Source organism: Agrobacterium sp. GW821-FHT14E08 (assembly GCF_058803865.1).
On the sequence record NZ_JBXAPJ010000010.1, the window covers coordinates 1 to 14,208 of the forward strand.

Genomic DNA, 14,208 nt, shown 5'->3' on the forward strand with positions numbered 1-14,208 from the left:
TGCATCAGCCGGGCTTGCGCTGCCAGGCTGATGCATCCAGTAAACCACAAATCGTCCACACAAGCCCGAGGATGACGGAGGTGAGGGCTGTCTGTGGCCAACGCCCGCGTCCTCACCCATTCTTCCTGAACCACGCCGAGAGATAATCCACGAAGCTGCGCACCTTGGCCGGCAGGTAGCGGCGATGCGGATAGACCGCGTAAATGCCGCGATCCTTGGAAATATAGTCATCGAACAGCGTCACCAGTTCACCGGACTGGATATAGGGTCTCGCGATGAAATCCGGCACGAGCGCAATGCCGAGCCCGGCGCGGGCGGCGCGCAGCGTCGCCTGCGGGCTGTTCACCTCGATCGGTCCGCTGATGGCGACCGAGTTCGAGCCGCCGTCCGGCTCGAGATAACGCACCGTATTGTGGAAGCGGGTGTTGGTGTCGATGATGAAAGGAACGCGGGCGAAATCCTGCGGCCCGTCAAGCGGTCCATGCTGGGCCACAAAATCCGCCGTCGCCACCGCATAGACGCGGAAATCGGAAAGCTTGCGGGCGATGAGGCCCGAATCCTCCAGCCGCGTGATTCGAACCGCAAGGTCGAAACCTTCCTCGATCAGATCGACGAATCGGTCCTCGGCGACGATTTCCAGCGACAGTTCCGGATTTTCCTTGGCAAAATCGATCAGGCTCTGGCCGACATCGGCGTCGATGAAGGTGCGGGGAACCGAAATCCGGAGCTTGCCTTTCAGGTCGGCATTCTTCTCGCGCACCAGATCGGCGAGGTTGTCGATCTCCTTCAGGATGTCGGATGCGGTGCGATAATAGGTGTGCCCGGCCTCGGTCAGCGAAAACTGCCTTGTCGTGCGGTTAAGGAGCAGCGCGCCGAGATCATCTTCCAGTTCCCGCACATATTTGGACAAAAGCGCCTTGGAACGCCCGGTCTTGCGCGCAGCGGCGGAAAAACCCTCCGCTTCGACAACATCGATAAAGGCGCGGATGCGGGTAAGCGTGTCCATGGGAATCCTCCGGTTCGTTCCATATAATTGAACGCTGGGGGCTGACTGTTCAACCCTAAATTCGCTGCCGAAAAAATCCGCGATTTGATGAAAAAATCCTCTTGATTATGACTGCGAATATTCTTATTTCACGGGCTGCCCAAAGTCGCACGTGCCCATGTGTGTCCGCCGATTCCTCGATGTGGTGAGGATTTAGGTAAGGTACCTGGAACTAACCCCTCCAGTCGCTATTCCGGCCAACCGGGAAATGCGAGGACATATGAAGCAACGACGGTGCGGGCCTTTCTGGTTCTCTGCCGGCTTTCCATCAGCCGGGGTACTGAAGAGGCACACCATCATTGCCTGAAGTGCGGTCGGGTCAATCCCTCCAATCGATGGCAGACAAAGCCGAATGATGCTCTGGCAGGGCGTCGTTCACATTCGCGCCTTGAGCGTATGCTATCGAATCTGCGCCTCCACCGGCTGATTCGTCTGCATATCTCGAGCGTCCTTTGTCCTCCGGATTTTCCGGAGCCGGTTTTATAGGGAATATATCGATGACGACTGCACGCATTCTCGACTTCATCAAGACCCGACGTCCCGAAGGCCCTTGCCTTGTGGTTGATCTCGACGTCGTGCGCGACAATTTCAACGCGTTCCGGCACTCCCTGCCGAACAGCGCGATCTATTATGCCGTGAAGGCAAACCCGGCTCCCGAAATCCTGAAGCTGCTCGCTTCGCTCGGCTCCAACTTCGATTGCGCCTCCGTGGCTGAAATCCAGATGGCGCTCGATGCCGGTGCAACTGCTGACCGCATCTCCTTCGGCAACACCATCAAGAAGGAACGCGATGTTGCGCGCGCCCATGCGCTCGGCATCGATCTTTTCGCCGTGGACAGCCATGAGGAAGTCGAGAAGGTTGCCCGTGCAGCTCCCGGCGCGCGCGTCTTCTGCCGCGTGCTGACGGATGGCGAAGGCGCCGAATGGCCGCTGTCGCGCAAGTTCGGCTGCGTGCCGCAGATGGCTGTCGATGTTCTGGTCTATGCACATCAGCTGGGTCTCGAATCCTACGGCGTGTCTTTCCATGTCGGTTCGCAGATGATGAATCTCGACGCATGGGATGCCGCGCTTGCCGATGCAAAGCGGGTCTTCGCTTCGCTCTCCAAGCAGGGCATCCACCTGCAGATGGTCAATATGGGCGGCGGTTTCCCGACCAAGTACCTGCGTGACGTTCCGGCTGCCGAAGAATACGGCCAGGCAATCGACGCGGCGCTGCGCAAGCACTTCGGTAACCAGATTCCGAAGACGATCATCGAGCCGGGCCGCGGCATGGTTGGCAATGCGGGCGTCATCAAGGCGGAAGTTGTTCTCGTCTCGAAGAAGTCCGACAATGACAACCACCGCTGGGTGTTCCTCGACATCGGCAAGTTCGGCGGTCTCGCCGAGACGATGGACGAGGCGATCCGTTACCCGATCCGCACCGAGCGCGATCAGGACGAGATGCAGCCCTGCGTTCTGGCCGGTCCGACCTGCGACAGCGCCGACGTGCTGTATGAAAAGAACATGTACCCGCTGCCGGTCTCTCTGACCATCGGTGACGAAGTTCTGATCGAAGGCACGGGCGCCTATACGACGACCTATTCGGCGGTTGCCTTCAATGGCTTCGAGCCGCTGAAAGCCTACGTCATCTAAAGCATCCGACCGAAAAGCGTAGTGCGTTTTCGGAAAATCCGATGCTTCATAAAAGTCCGAGCGCCGTCCGCTGAAAAGGGCGGCGTCTCGACCAAGCTTCCGTTCCGGCCCTGCCGATTGTGCTGTTGCGCAAATCCCTGCTTGCTGCTCCTCTTCCAGCCGAGGAAAGCGTGTCGGCGGGCCGGAACGGCTCCACCATTTTTCATCAAGGGCCGCGTGTGGGCGGTTGTGTGACGGGAGGCCAAGGATGGCCGCTCTTTTGAATTCGGTACGGGCATTTTTCACACCGCAGACATTTCATGTCGATCAGGAAAATCCGGGCGATGTCGTTGCCCGTGAGAACCTGCTGGACCGCGCCATGGGCGCCGGCCGTCGCCGCAAGTCTTCCGAGAAGCTTCGTGCCGGCCGCGTTCCGGCCGAAGGCCTGGCGCTGGTCGCCCGTGATGAGGATGGCCATGTCATCGGCACGGTGCGCCTGTGGAATGTCGAAGCCGGCATTTCGCGCGAAGGCCGCGTCGTCGAAGCGCTGCTGCTCGGTCCGCTGGCCGTCGACGCCGCCCATGAGGGCAAGGGCATCGGCTCGGCGCTGATACGTGCGGCGATCTCCGAAGCCACGAAGCGCGGCCACGGCGCCGTCCTTCTGGTTGGTGACGCCCCCTATTACGAGCGTTTCGGCTTCTTCGCCGAGAAGGCCCAGCACCTGATCATGCCCGGCCCGTTCGAGCGCAGCCGTTTTCTGGCGCTGGAACTGAAGGCTGGCTGGCTGGAAGGCGCTGCCGGCCTTCTGGTGGCAAGCGGACGCAGGCTCTCGGCCTGAGACGAACAGTGCCGGCGGTCCGGCCCGGTTCTATGCCCGGACCGGACCACCGGAAATTCTGTTTCCGCACAATAGTCTTTCATGCAAAGCTGCGATATCGGATTGGGTGCCGGTTTGCAGGGCAGGCGATATCGTAAAGCCTGCCCGTTTTCTGCGTCAGCCTGTATGTGCTCCGGTGTGATTTTCAGCAGCGGGGATCAGGCATGCAGGCAACTCTTCTTCGGGTAAACCGCGACTACCGCCTTCTTTTCTCCGCCAGTGCCGTATCCAATCTTGCCGATGGCATATCCATGGTGGCGATACCCTGGCTTGCCACGCTGCTGACGAGCGATCCGCTGCTGATCTCCATGATTGCGGTTGCGCAGCGGATGCCCTGGCTGCTCTTTGCTCTTCCCGTTGGTGTCTGGACGGATCGGAGCGACCGACGCCTGCTGATGGTGCGGGCCGATCTGGCCCGGCTGGCGCTGATGATCTGCGCCGTTGCCATGATCTCCGCCACCACGGCGCTTCCTCGACCGGCGGATGGCGGTATGACGGGGATTTTTTCGCTGGCGGTGATCGCGTTCCTGCTTGGCTGCGCCGAGGTTGTCCGGGACAATGCGGCGCAGACGATCCTGCCGTCGCTGGTTGCCCCCGGTGATCTCGAACATGCCAACGGCCAGATGTGGAGCGCGGAACAGGTTACGGGCCAGTTCATCGGCCCGCCACTGGCCGGTCTGCTGATTACCGCCGGTATCGCCTTTCCCTTCGGTCTGGATGCCGGGTTTTATGCGGCATCCGCCCTGCTGATCTGGTTGATCGTGCTGCCGCCGCGCAAACCGTCCGGCACCTTTGCCTTCTGGCCGGCATTGAGGGAGGGGCTTGGCTGGATGCGGCATAACAGGATGATCCTGCGGCTTGCCCTCATGCTGGGCATTATCAATGCCGTCTTCATCGGCGGAATGACGATCCTTGTCCTTTATGCGCAGGAAGTGCTTCAGTTGTCGGCGGCGGCCTATGGTGTTTTGCTGACCTGTGGTGCTGCCGGCGGCGTTCTCGGTGGGCTGGCCTCACCCTGGCTTGCCCGCCGGCTGGGCGCGCGGAAAAGCCTTGTTCTGGTGCTCTGCACCTTCGCGCTGTTCAATCTGGCGCTTGGCCTGTCCGGCTCCGTGCCGCTTGTGGCGGTGGGCCTGTTTTTCGAGGCCGCAGCCGGCATGCTCTGGAATGTGGTGACGGTCAGTTACAGGCAAAGGCGCATCCCGGATGAGCTGCTCGGCCGCGTCAATTCGGTTTACCGGTTTTTCGGCTGGGGCGCGATGTCGTTCGGTGCGCTTGCCGCAGGTTTGCTCGTCACCCTTGCCGAGCCCGCGCTTGGCCGTATCGCCGCGCTCCATCTGCCCTATCTGATCGGGGCGGCGATTTGCACGGCTCTGGCATTATATGGTTTCTTCCGGCTGCGCTTTTGAAACATGGCGTCTCAACCGCCATTTCGCGATCATGTGCAAATAGGTGCCTGATGTCTCTTGCCTCAGATGCATTGCGGGTATATACCCGAAACAAATGTCAAACGATAGCTGCCACTGCATCCTGTTGCGCAAAGCATCCCGCAAGGTCTCGTCCTACTATGACGAGGCCCTGGCCCCGCTTGGCGTCAATATCGGCCAGTTCAGCCTGTTGCGGAATATCAACCGCATTGCGCCGGTGTCGCTGACGGATCTTGCCGCGCGGGTGGAGCTGGATCGCTCCACCGTCGGCCGCAATACAAAGGTGCTGGCCCGCATGGGGCTGGTGGCCATTGGCCATGGTGAGGATCAGCGTGAAGCGATGCTGACCGTGACGGAGGAGGGCCACGCGATCCTGAAGACGGGGGCACCGCTCTGGGACGGGGTGCAGGATGAGATCGAGGCCCGGCTTGGGCCGGAAAAAACCGCGCAATTGCAGGAACTGCTCGCAGCCCTGTAGTTTTTTGATGATGAAACGGGTATCTGCCCGCAAAATAGGGTATATACCCGTAAAATTTCGGCCATCGGCCGCTGGAAAGGGATTTTGAACATGCTCTCCACACGCCTCGCCAGCTGGATGGCCGACAGAAATATACATTATGGCTGGCTTGTTGCCGCAACCACCTTTCTGACCATGCTGGCAACCGCCGGGGCGATGGGGTCGGCGGGGGTGATGATCCAGCCGCTGCATCAGGAATTCGGCTGGGATATCGCTGATATTTCCTCCGCAATGGCGGTCAGGCTGGTGCTTTTCGGATTGCTTGGGCCTTTCGCCGCCGCCTTCATGAACCATTTCGGCATTCGCCAGGTGGTGTCGACGGCGCTTGCCCTGATCATGGGCGGCATCGTCGCCTCGTTTTTCATGACTGAGGTGTGGCAGTTGCTGCTGCTCTGGGGCGTGGTTATCGGCGTCGGCACCGGCATGACCGCGCTGGTGCTGGGCGCGACCGTGGCATCGCGCTGGTTTTCCAAACGCCGGGGACTGGTGATCGGTCTGATGACGGCCAGCAACGCGACCGGCCAGCTGGTTTTTCTGCCGTTGCTCGCGGCCTTGACCGAAGCTTATGGCTGGCGCACCGCCCTGACGCTGTCTGTTGCGGTGATTGCTTCTGCCATGGTTCTCGTGCTGCTTTTGATGCGAGACCATCCCGCCGATGTCGGCCTGCCCGCCTATGGCGAGACAGTGGTGGCAAAGCCGCCGCAGCAGGACCACAAGTTCCTTGCAACGCTGGCATCACCGCTTGTGACGCTGAAGAGCGTGTCCGGTAACCCGGTGTTCTGGGTGTTGTTCGGCACCTTTTTCGTCTGCGGGCTTTCGACCAACGGCCTTATCCAGACACACTGGATTTCCATCTGCGGCGATTTCGGCATGGCGGCGGTTACGGCGGCCGGCACGCTGGCGGTAATCGGCATTTTCGATTTCTTCGGCACCATATTCGCCGGCTGGCTTTCCGACCGTTTCGATAATCGCTTCCTGCTCTTCTGGTTTTATGGGCTGCGTGGTCTGTCTCTCATCTATCTTTCCTTCTCGGGTTTCAGCTTCGTGGAGCTTTCGGTCTTTGCCGTATTCTACGGGCTGGACTGGGTTGCGACGGTGCCGCCGACAGTGAAGCTTGCTGCCGAGAATTTCGGTCGCGAAAAGGCGGGGCTGGTGTTTGGCTGGGTGTTTGCGGGCCACCAGCTGGGGGCGGCTACCGCCGCCTTCGGCGCCGGTTTCTTCAAGAGCGACTTCGACACCTACATGCCCGCGCTCCAGATTGCCGGCCTGATGTGCATGATCGCGGCTGTCTCGGTGCTGCTTCTTAAAAAACCGGGTTCTGCCACTTTGGTGCCGCAGGCAGCCTGAAGGCGAATCTAAACAAGCAAGGGGGCCTGTATTCGCAGGCCCTCTTCGTGTTTTCCGGCCGCCGGCGGCAATCCAGGTTACCGGCGGTAATCGCGATATTGACCATTGTCATGGCTGTTCGTTGCGCAATTGTCACAATGCACGCCGGCTCGCCGTTCTGGTTCGCCATTGGCCTTTCGGTTTGATCCATCTCAATCCGTTTGCCTCTCCCTTCGCGATAGTGGCCCCAAGCGGTTGCGGCAAGCGAGGATTCGCGAAGGCCCGCCGTCATCAGCCGGTTTCCCGGGCTTGCCCGGCTGCGGCGCGCTATAGGAGAGATGGAATGACGAACAGGACCAAAAAAACCGCCTTGCTTGCCAGTGTCGCGGTTGGCGTCGCGGCCACATTGATGTCGGCCAATGCGATGGCTGCCGATCTTGCAGCGGCAGCACCGGCACCCACCGCCGAAGAGGCGATTGCAGCGGCAAGCCCATGGATGCTGCGCGTGCGCGGCCTTGGTGTCATCACCCATGACAGCGGCAGCGTTGACGGTGTGCCGGGTGCGGGCCTGTCCTATTCGGACACCGTAATCCCCGAACTCGACATCAGCTATTTCTTCACCGAAAACTTTGCCGCCGAGCTTATCCTTGGTACCACCTATGCCAAAATCAATGGCGAAGGTGTGCTGGCCGGCACGCCTGTGGGCAAGACGTGGCTGCTGCCGCCGACGCTGACGCTGCAATATCACTTTACCGACTTCGGCGCCTTCAAGCCCTATATCGGTGCGGGTGTGAACTACTCGCTATTCTACAATCAGTCGGAAAAGCCCGGTTTCAGCAATCTCGACGTCAAGAACAAGCTCGGCGCGGCCGTGCAGGTGGGCTTCGACTATATGCTGGACGAGCATTGGGGCGTGAACTTTGACGTGAAGAAAATCTTCCTGAAAACCGACTGGACGGCGGAACTCGGCGGCACGCCGATCAGCGGCAAGGCAAAGCTCGATCCATGGCTGATCGGCGCGGGTATCACCTACCGCTTCTGATTGCGTGGGTGCCGGGCGCTCCCTTTGACGGGCGGCGCTTTCTGAGCTATAGGGACGGCCACGGGCAAAGAGCCCCGGCCGTCCGCAGGCGCTTGCGCCCCTGGTGAAGCTCTTTCTTTAATAACGGTCATCCCATGTTTTGCATGTCGTCGATGGCAACGCGGACCCCCTTCGGAATAGTCGGCATGCACATGTTGGAGAACCGTTATGAACGTGTCCAAACCACTTCCCGCACTTGAGGGGCTGAAAGAACAGGCAAAACGCCTACGCGCCGCCCTTGAAGGTGAGGGGCAGGCAATCACCCATTCGAAGGCGCTGGAACTCATCGCCGCGCAATATGGCTTCCGCGACTGGAATACCCTGCACGCCACGGCCGGTAACCGCCCCGCCTTCAACCCCTATCTTCTGGGGTCGCGGGTGGAAGGGTTTTACCTCGGCCAGCCCTTCGTGGCTTCGGTGCTGGGCGTGCAGGCGCTCGGCGGCGATCCCGAACGTTACCGGCTGACCCTGCATCTCGATGATCCCGTGGATGTGGTGAGTTTCGAAAGCTTTTCCGCTTTTCGGCAGCGCGTTCACTGCAACGTCGATACGTCCGGTCGCACGGTGGAGAAAACCTCCAATGGCCGGCCGCAGGTGGAGCTCGTCTGGTAGGGGGGGGGCGGGCAGAGTTTGCTTGCTGTCAGCTTTGAAACAGCGCCCCACATCGCTGGCGTCGTCGCGCCGCGTTCCGATTGAGGGTCGGAATGCGGTGTGCCGCAGCTGTTTGGGAGCACAGGCCGTCAAAGAGAGCATGACCTGTTGCAATTCCTGTTTGGGCGGCAGTATAATCAAGTCTACATTGCTGAATATTGTATTTTTATAACAAATTTTGAATGAGGTATTGATGAGCGCGGAGCGCAATCCCGGGCGTTGGATTTACGTCGATTCCATTCGAGGCATAGCGGCTCTGGCGGTGATATACATTCACATTGCCGAAGTCGCCTATAAGAACAGATTTTCGACCTATGTGGTCGAGCATTATCTGTTTTACTTTTTTTCGGAATACTTCGATCTCGGCAAGATCGCCGTCGTTATGTTCTTTGCCGTTTCCGGGTTTGTTATTCCCTTCTCGTTGCTTAAGGCAAACAAGGCGCCCTTGCGCAGCTTTGCGATTTCGCGATTTTTCAGGCTCTACCCCGCTTACTGGGGGTCGATGATCCTTGCTCTGTTGATTATCCCGCAGCTGCGCGGAGATGTCTTCACGCTTAGCCAGATCATTGCCAATGGGACGATGCTGCAACAGTTTCTGGGGCAACAAAATATTCTCGGCGTCTATTGGACGCTGCAGATAGAAATCCTGTTTTATGTCGTCAGCGCCATGCTGTTCTATGTCAGGCTTCTCCATAAGCCGGAGGCGGCAGCGGGTGCTGTGGTGTTCTTCCTGCTCTGCGCCGTCGCCATGGGGGCCGCGCGATATGGTACGGGCATCAAATTGCCGGTCGCCATTCCGCTTGGACTGACCGTCATGTTCTGGGGATTGTTGTGGCGTCACGGCGCGGGTGAAGAAGCGAGCGCGCATATGCGGCGGCTCATCCTTGCCACATCTCTCCTCATCATCTTCACCGTGCCTGTCGTCAGCCTTCTGAGCTATAATGTGGATATGGGGTTCGGTGAGACCTGGTACCGTTATACGATTGCCTATTATGCGGGAATAGCGCTGTTTGCGCTCTTCACGACAAAGCTTCGTATCACGCACCCGGTTTTCGTCTGGCTCGGCGCGATAAGCTATTCCGTGTATCTGCTTGGCCCGGTCGCCCAGCCGATCGTGGAATATGTTCTCCCCTATCGGCAACTGGCTCCCTATCCTGTTCACGTCACCATCATCCTGACCTTCGCCCTGACGGTGATCATGGCTTATGTGAGCTACAGGTTCATCGAGCTGCCGTCACAAAAGCTCGGGAAGAAACTCGCCTCACGCCAGCCCGCTCAAGTGGCGATATCATCAACATGAATACACCGGCATTGCCGCAGGGGGCGGCTATGCCGGTGCGCTCGGTTTCAAATCCGTTTGCCCGACGCGTCGAACAGATGGAAATCCTTTGCCTGGGCGGCGATCCGCAGCGTTTCGCCGATGCGCAGCTGCGAGCGACCGTGAACGCGGAAGACGATGGTGGTGCCGTCTGCGAAGGAGCCATGCACATAGCTCTCCGCTCCCACCAGTTCCACGGCATCCACCTGCACGGTGCCGGTGAAGGTGGCGTCTGCCGGGGCTTCATCGGCAAGGGTGATATCCTCGGGGCGGATGCCGAGTGTGGCGACGCCCTGCGGTAGCGCCGTGGTTCCCTGCACCGACCAGCCGGAAGAGCCGTTTGCCGATGTCGCGCCATGGCTCAGCAGGTTCATGGAAGGTGAACCGATGAAGGTGGCGACAAAGGTGGTCGCGGGTTTTTCGTAAAGCTCGATCGGCGTGCCCATCTGCTCGATGCGGCCGGCATTCAGCACAACCAGCCGGTCGGCCAGCGTCATGGCCTCCATCTGGTCATGGGTGACATAAACGCTGGTCGTGGCGAGCGAACGCTGCAGGCGGCGGATTTCCACCCGCATCTGCACGCGCAGCTTGGCATCGAGGTTGGAGAGCGGTTCGTCGAACAGGAAGGCCGCCGGCTTGCGCACGATGGCGCGGCCCATGGCCACACGCTGGCGCTGGCCGCCGGAAAGCTGGCGCGGCTTGCGCTCCAGGAACTGCTCGATCTCCAGCGCCTTGGCCGCCTCGGTGATGCGCCGTTCGATCTCTTCCTTCGGCGTGTTGCGGTTCTTCAGGCCATAGGCAAGGTTCTGGCGCACCGTCATATGCGGATAAAGCGCATAGTTCTGGAACACCATGGCGATGTCGCGGTCGGAGGGTTCGAGATCGTTGACGACGCGGTCGCCGATGATGATCTGGCCGCCGGATATGCCCTCCAGCCCGGCGATCATGCGCAGCAGGGTGGATTTTCCGCAACCGGAGGGGCCGACGAGCACGATCATTTCGCCGTCGGCGATGTCCATCGATACGCCCTTGATGGCCTCGACATTGCCGCCATAAACCTTGCGGACGTCTTTCAGCGCAATTTTTGCCATTACTTCTCGGTCTCCACCAAACCTTTGACGAACCAGCGCTGCATCAGCACCACAACGATAATCGGGGGGATGATGGCGAGGATCGCCGTCACCATCACATAATTCCAGGGCGTCGAAGCGTCGGTGAAATCCACCATGCGCTTGAGGCCGATGATGATCGTGTTCATCTTGGCGTCGTTGGTCACGAGCAGCGGCCAGAGATACTGGGTCCAGCCATAGATGAACAGGATCACGAATAGGGCGGCGATATTGGTTCTCGACAGCGGCAACAGAATATCGCGCATGAAGCGGAATGGACCGGCATTATCGATACGCGCCGCCTCGACCAGTTCACCGGGAATGGTCAGGAAGAACTGCCGGAACAGGAAGGTTGCCGTGGCCGACGCCATCAGCGGCAGCGTCAATCCCGCATAGGTGTCGATAAGCCCAAGGTCGACGATGACCTTGTAAGTGGGCAGGATGCGCACTTCTACCGGCAGCATGAGCGTGATGAAGATCATCCAGAAAAAGCCCATGCGGAAGGGAAAGCGGAAGAAGACGATGGCGAAGGCCGACAGGAACGAAATGACGATCTTGCCGATGGCGATGGCGAGCGCCACGACGAAGCTGTTGAACAGCAGCCGCTCGAGGCTGACGCCGACCACTCTTTCGACACCGCCGACCATGGCCTCGGTGTAATTGGCGCTCAGATGATCGCCGGGCAAAAGCGACATGGGCGGGCGGATGATATCCGTCGACGTCATGGAAGAAGCGACGAAGGTGTAATAGATCGGGAAGGCCACGATGATGATGCCGAGAACCAGCATCAGATGGGCGATCACGCGGGCGACCGGGCGATTTTCAATCATTGTGAAATCCTCAGCCGTAATGCACGCGCTTCTCGACGAAGCGGAACTGGAAGGCGGTGAGCGCAATGACGATCACCATCAGGATGACCGATTGCGCGGCGGAAGAGCCGAGGTTCAGGTTCACGAAGCCATCATTATAGACCTTGTAGACCAGCGTTTCCGTCGCCTTGGCGGGGCCGCCGCCGGTGACGGCATGGATGATGCCGAAGGTATCGAAGAAGGCGTAAACTGTGTTGACGACCAGAAGGAAGAAGGTTGTCGGCGCCAGCAGCGGGAAAACGATGGTCCAGAAGCGCCGCGAACCGCGCGCGCCGTCAATGGAGGCGGCTTCCAGCAATGATTTCGGAATTGCCTGCAAGCCTGCGACAAAAAACAGGAAATTATAGCTGATCTGCTTCCACGCAGCGGCGGCGACCACCAGCAGCATGGCCTGATTGCCGTCAAGCAGCGGGTCCCACATGATGCCGTTGCGGCGCAGGATATAAGAGAAGGTGCCCATGGCGGGGTTGAACATGAATAGCCACAACATGCCGGCGACGGCAGGCGCCACGGCATAGGGCATGATCATCATGGTGCGGTAAAAGCCCTTGCCGCGCACCACCCGGTCCGCCGCCGTTGCCAGAAGCAGCGCCAGCCCCATGGAGACGAGTGCGGTCAGCACACTGAAGATGACGGTGACGTGCAGGGAGTTGAGATAGCTCTCATCCGACAGCACGGCCGAAAAATTGGCCAGCCCGACGAAATTGCTACTCAGCCCGAAGGCGTCCTCGCGCATGGTCGACTGGTAGAGCGCCTGGCTGGCGGGCCAGAAGAAAAAGACCACCGTGAGGATGATCTGCGGTGCGACCAGCAGATAAGGCAGGATCTTGTTGGGGAATACGACGCTTTGCACGGCGATCTCCTGATGAGATGGAAACGCCGCCCGCACCCTTTTTTGAGAATGCGGGCGGTGGCAGGGATCGTTTAGTTGCCGGCGGCCTGCTTGATGGCGGCGTCACCACGCTCCACGATCTTGTCGAGGGCGGCTTTCGCATCCTGCTTGCCGGCCAGCATCGCCTCGAACTCTTCGTTCATGATGTCGCGCACCTGCGGCAGGTTTACGAGGCGCACGCCCTTGGAGTTTTCTGTCGGCGGCTTGCCCATCATCTGTAGCAGCGGCGTTTCGCGAGCAGGGTTCTTGTCGTAGAAGCCGGATTTCTTGGTTTCCTCATAGGCCGCGATCGTTACCGGCATGTAGCCGGAGACCTGATGCAGACGAGACTGGATCTTGGTCTGCGAGAGGAAATGGAAGAATTCGGCAACACCCTTATATTCAGCGTCGCTCTTGCCGCCGAAGACCCAGAGGCTGGCGCCGCCGGGAATGGTGTTCTGCGGACCATGGCCTTCATAATAGGGCAGCTGGCCGATGCCGTAATTCATGCCGGTCTTGACGATATCGCCAAGGCCGCCGGAGGATTCGGTCAGGATGCCGCATTCGCCGGACATGAACAGCTGCTTGGCTTCGGAGGTGCGTCCGCCATAACGGAAGGTGCCGTCCTTGGCGAGATCGGCGATCGCCTGGAAATGCTCGACGAACAGCGGCGCGTTGACCGCAAGCTTCACATCCGTGCCGCCGAGGCCGTTTTCATTGCTGCCATAGGAGACGTTGTTCCAGGCAGCAAAGTTCTCGGTCTGGATCCAGGTAAGCCAGGTGGAGGTGAACCCGCACTGCGCGGCACCGCTGGTCTTGATCTTCTTGGCGGCTTCGAAAACTTCCGGCCAGGTCTTCGGCGGGTTGGCCGGGTCAAGGCCTGCCTTCTGGAAGGTGTCCTTGTTGTAATAGAGGATCGGCGAGGATGAATTGTAAGGGAAGGACAGCATGGTGCCGTCCGGCTTGGAATAATAGGCGACGATGCCGGCCAGATATTCGTCCTTGTTGAAGGTGTAGCCGCCTTCCTTCAGCACGTCCGCCACCGGCTTGATGGCGCCGGCAGCGCCCATCATCACGCCGGAACCGGCATCGAAGACCTGAATGATCGCCGGCGGCTGCTTGGCGCGGAATGCGGCGATGCCGGCATTCAGCGTTTCCGGATAGGTGCCCTTGAACACGGGCGTGATCTTGTAGTCTTTCTGGCTTTCGTTGAACTCTTTCGCAAGCGCGTCCACGACTTCGTTATTGGCGCCGGTCATGGCGTGCCACCACTGGATCTCCGTCGCAGCGAAAGCATTCGATGTGACAAAAAACGAAAGCGCGGATGCCGCAGCGAGGCGGTAGCTGAGTTTTTTCAAGGTCATTCCTCCCGTTTTAAAAACAGTAAAAGATACAGCCCCTTATTCCAGCCTATCCTCCTCGACATGGCTGTGGGCGACCCTTTCTGTATTAGCGGCCTGATTTAAAGCGAACTCTAACGAAAATGCAATAGAACGTGGAACGATTAAAA

The 14,208-nt window shown here is 59.4% G+C and carries 13 protein-coding genes; 8 read left to right on the forward strand and 5 right to left on the reverse strand.

The window, feature by feature from the left end:
• Window positions 1-112 precede the first annotated feature (112 nt).
• A complete protein-coding gene (locus AC1ROR_RS23425) occupies window positions 113-1,006 on the reverse strand; it encodes a LysR family transcriptional regulator (RefSeq protein ID WP_035228200.1) in 894 nt (297 codons plus the stop codon).
• 536 nt (window positions 1,007-1,542) lie between these two features.
• Between AC1ROR_RS23425 and odc2 the strand changes: the two genes are divergently transcribed.
• The 8 genes from odc2 to AC1ROR_RS23465 all read left to right on the forward strand — a co-directional run bounded on the left by odc2 (window position 1,543) and on the right by AC1ROR_RS23465 (window position 9,831).
• Window positions 1,543-2,676: an ornithine/lysine decarboxylase gene (odc2, locus tag AC1ROR_RS23430; RefSeq protein WP_035228198.1), complete on the forward strand. Its 1,134-nt coding sequence runs from the start codon at window positions 1,543-1,545 to the stop codon at window positions 2,674-2,676.
• Window positions 2,677-2,923: 247 nt separating this feature from the next.
• Window positions 2,924-3,493 carry a GNAT family N-acetyltransferase gene (locus AC1ROR_RS23435; RefSeq protein ID WP_498590910.1) on the forward strand — a complete coding sequence of 190 codons (570 nt, stop codon included), beginning with the start codon at window positions 2,924-2,926 and terminating at the stop codon, window positions 3,491-3,493.
• A 203-nt stretch (window positions 3,494-3,696) separates the two neighbouring features.
• Window positions 3,697-4,938: an MFS transporter gene (locus tag AC1ROR_RS23440; RefSeq protein WP_498590911.1), complete on the forward strand. Its 1,242-nt coding sequence runs from the start codon at window positions 3,697-3,699 to the stop codon at window positions 4,936-4,938.
• A 94-nt stretch (window positions 4,939-5,032) separates the two neighbouring features.
• A complete protein-coding gene (locus AC1ROR_RS23445) occupies window positions 5,033-5,434 on the forward strand; it encodes a MarR family winged helix-turn-helix transcriptional regulator (RefSeq protein ID WP_498590912.1) in 402 nt (133 codons plus the stop codon).
• Between the two features lie 90 nt (window positions 5,435-5,524).
• A complete protein-coding gene (locus AC1ROR_RS23450) occupies window positions 5,525-6,820 on the forward strand; it encodes an MFS transporter (RefSeq protein WP_035228188.1) in 1,296 nt (431 codons plus the stop codon).
• A gap of 322 nt (window positions 6,821-7,142) precedes the next feature.
• On the forward strand, window positions 7,143-7,841 hold the full coding sequence (locus tag AC1ROR_RS23455) for an OmpW/AlkL family protein (protein ID WP_080837101.1): 699 nt from the start codon (window positions 7,143-7,145) through the stop codon (window positions 7,839-7,841).
• A 207-nt stretch (window positions 7,842-8,048) separates the two neighbouring features.
• Window positions 8,049-8,492 (forward strand): glyoxalase superfamily protein, encoded by a 444-nt coding sequence (locus AC1ROR_RS23460; RefSeq protein WP_080837100.1) that lies wholly within the window; start codon window positions 8,049-8,051, stop codon window positions 8,490-8,492.
• Between the two features lie 232 nt (window positions 8,493-8,724).
• Window positions 8,725-9,831, forward strand: a complete 1,107-nt coding sequence (locus AC1ROR_RS23465; RefSeq protein WP_498590913.1) for an acyltransferase family protein — start codon at window positions 8,725-8,727, stop codon at window positions 9,829-9,831.
• Window positions 9,832-9,878: 47 nt separating this feature from the next.
• Here AC1ROR_RS23465 and AC1ROR_RS23470 read toward each other — a convergent pair whose 3' ends face one another.
• The 4 genes from AC1ROR_RS23470 to ugpB all read right to left on the reverse strand — a co-directional run bounded on the left by AC1ROR_RS23470 (window position 9,879) and on the right by ugpB (window position 14,062).
• Complete coding sequence (locus AC1ROR_RS23470; RefSeq protein ID WP_080837096.1) at window positions 9,879-10,940, reverse strand: sn-glycerol-3-phosphate import ATP-binding protein UgpC; 1,062 nt, start codon at window positions 10,938-10,940, stop codon at window positions 9,879-9,881.
• Window positions 10,940-11,788, reverse strand: coding sequence for a sn-glycerol-3-phosphate ABC transporter permease UgpE (gene ugpE / locus AC1ROR_RS23475; protein WP_003523347.1), 849 nt, complete (start codon window positions 11,786-11,788; stop codon window positions 10,940-10,942). The genes AC1ROR_RS23470 and ugpE overlap by 1 nt, the downstream gene beginning before the upstream one ends.
• 10 nt (window positions 11,789-11,798) lie before the next feature.
• Window positions 11,799-12,680, reverse strand: coding sequence for a sn-glycerol-3-phosphate ABC transporter permease UgpA (gene ugpA / locus AC1ROR_RS23480; protein WP_035228177.1), 882 nt, complete (start codon window positions 12,678-12,680; stop codon window positions 11,799-11,801).
• Window positions 12,681-12,751: 71 nt separating this feature from the next.
• Window positions 12,752-14,062 carry a sn-glycerol-3-phosphate ABC transporter substrate-binding protein UgpB gene (gene ugpB / locus AC1ROR_RS23485; RefSeq protein WP_035228176.1) on the reverse strand — a complete coding sequence of 437 codons (1,311 nt, stop codon included), beginning with the start codon at window positions 14,060-14,062 and terminating at the stop codon, window positions 12,752-12,754.
• Between the last annotated feature and the right edge of the window lie 146 nt (window positions 14,063-14,208).

Bases quoted from the DNA above. Each gene is read 5' to 3' on its own strand.
- AC1ROR_RS23425 (WP_035228200.1), bottom strand. From the start codon at position 1,006: ATGGACACGCTTACCCGCATCCGCGCCTTTATCGATGTTGTCGAAGCG.
- odc2 (WP_035228198.1), top strand. From the start codon at position 1,543: ATGACGACTGCACGCATTCTCGACTTCATCAAGACCCGACGTCCCGAA.
- AC1ROR_RS23435 (WP_498590910.1), top strand. From the start codon at position 2,924: ATGGCCGCTCTTTTGAATTCGGTACGGGCATTTTTCACACCGCAGACA.
- AC1ROR_RS23440 (WP_498590911.1), top strand. From the start codon at position 3,697: ATGCAGGCAACTCTTCTTCGGGTAAACCGCGACTACCGCCTTCTTTTC.
- AC1ROR_RS23445 (WP_498590912.1), top strand. From the start codon at position 5,033: ATGTCAAACGATAGCTGCCACTGCATCCTGTTGCGCAAAGCATCCCGC.
- AC1ROR_RS23450 (WP_035228188.1), top strand. From the start codon at position 5,525: ATGCTCTCCACACGCCTCGCCAGCTGGATGGCCGACAGAAATATACAT.
- AC1ROR_RS23455 (WP_080837101.1), top strand. From the start codon at position 7,143: ATGACGAACAGGACCAAAAAAACCGCCTTGCTTGCCAGTGTCGCGGTT.
- AC1ROR_RS23460 (WP_080837100.1), top strand. From the start codon at position 8,049: ATGAACGTGTCCAAACCACTTCCCGCACTTGAGGGGCTGAAAGAACAG.
- AC1ROR_RS23465 (WP_498590913.1), top strand. From the start codon at position 8,725: ATGAGCGCGGAGCGCAATCCCGGGCGTTGGATTTACGTCGATTCCATT.
- AC1ROR_RS23470 (WP_080837096.1), bottom strand. From the start codon at position 10,940: ATGGCAAAAATTGCGCTGAAAGACGTCCGCAAGGTTTATGGCGGCAAT.
- ugpE (WP_003523347.1), bottom strand. From the start codon at position 11,788: ATGATTGAAAATCGCCCGGTCGCCCGCGTGATCGCCCATCTGATGCTG.
- ugpB (WP_035228176.1), bottom strand. From the start codon at position 14,062: ATGACCTTGAAAAAACTCAGCTACCGCCTCGCTGCGGCATCCGCGCTT.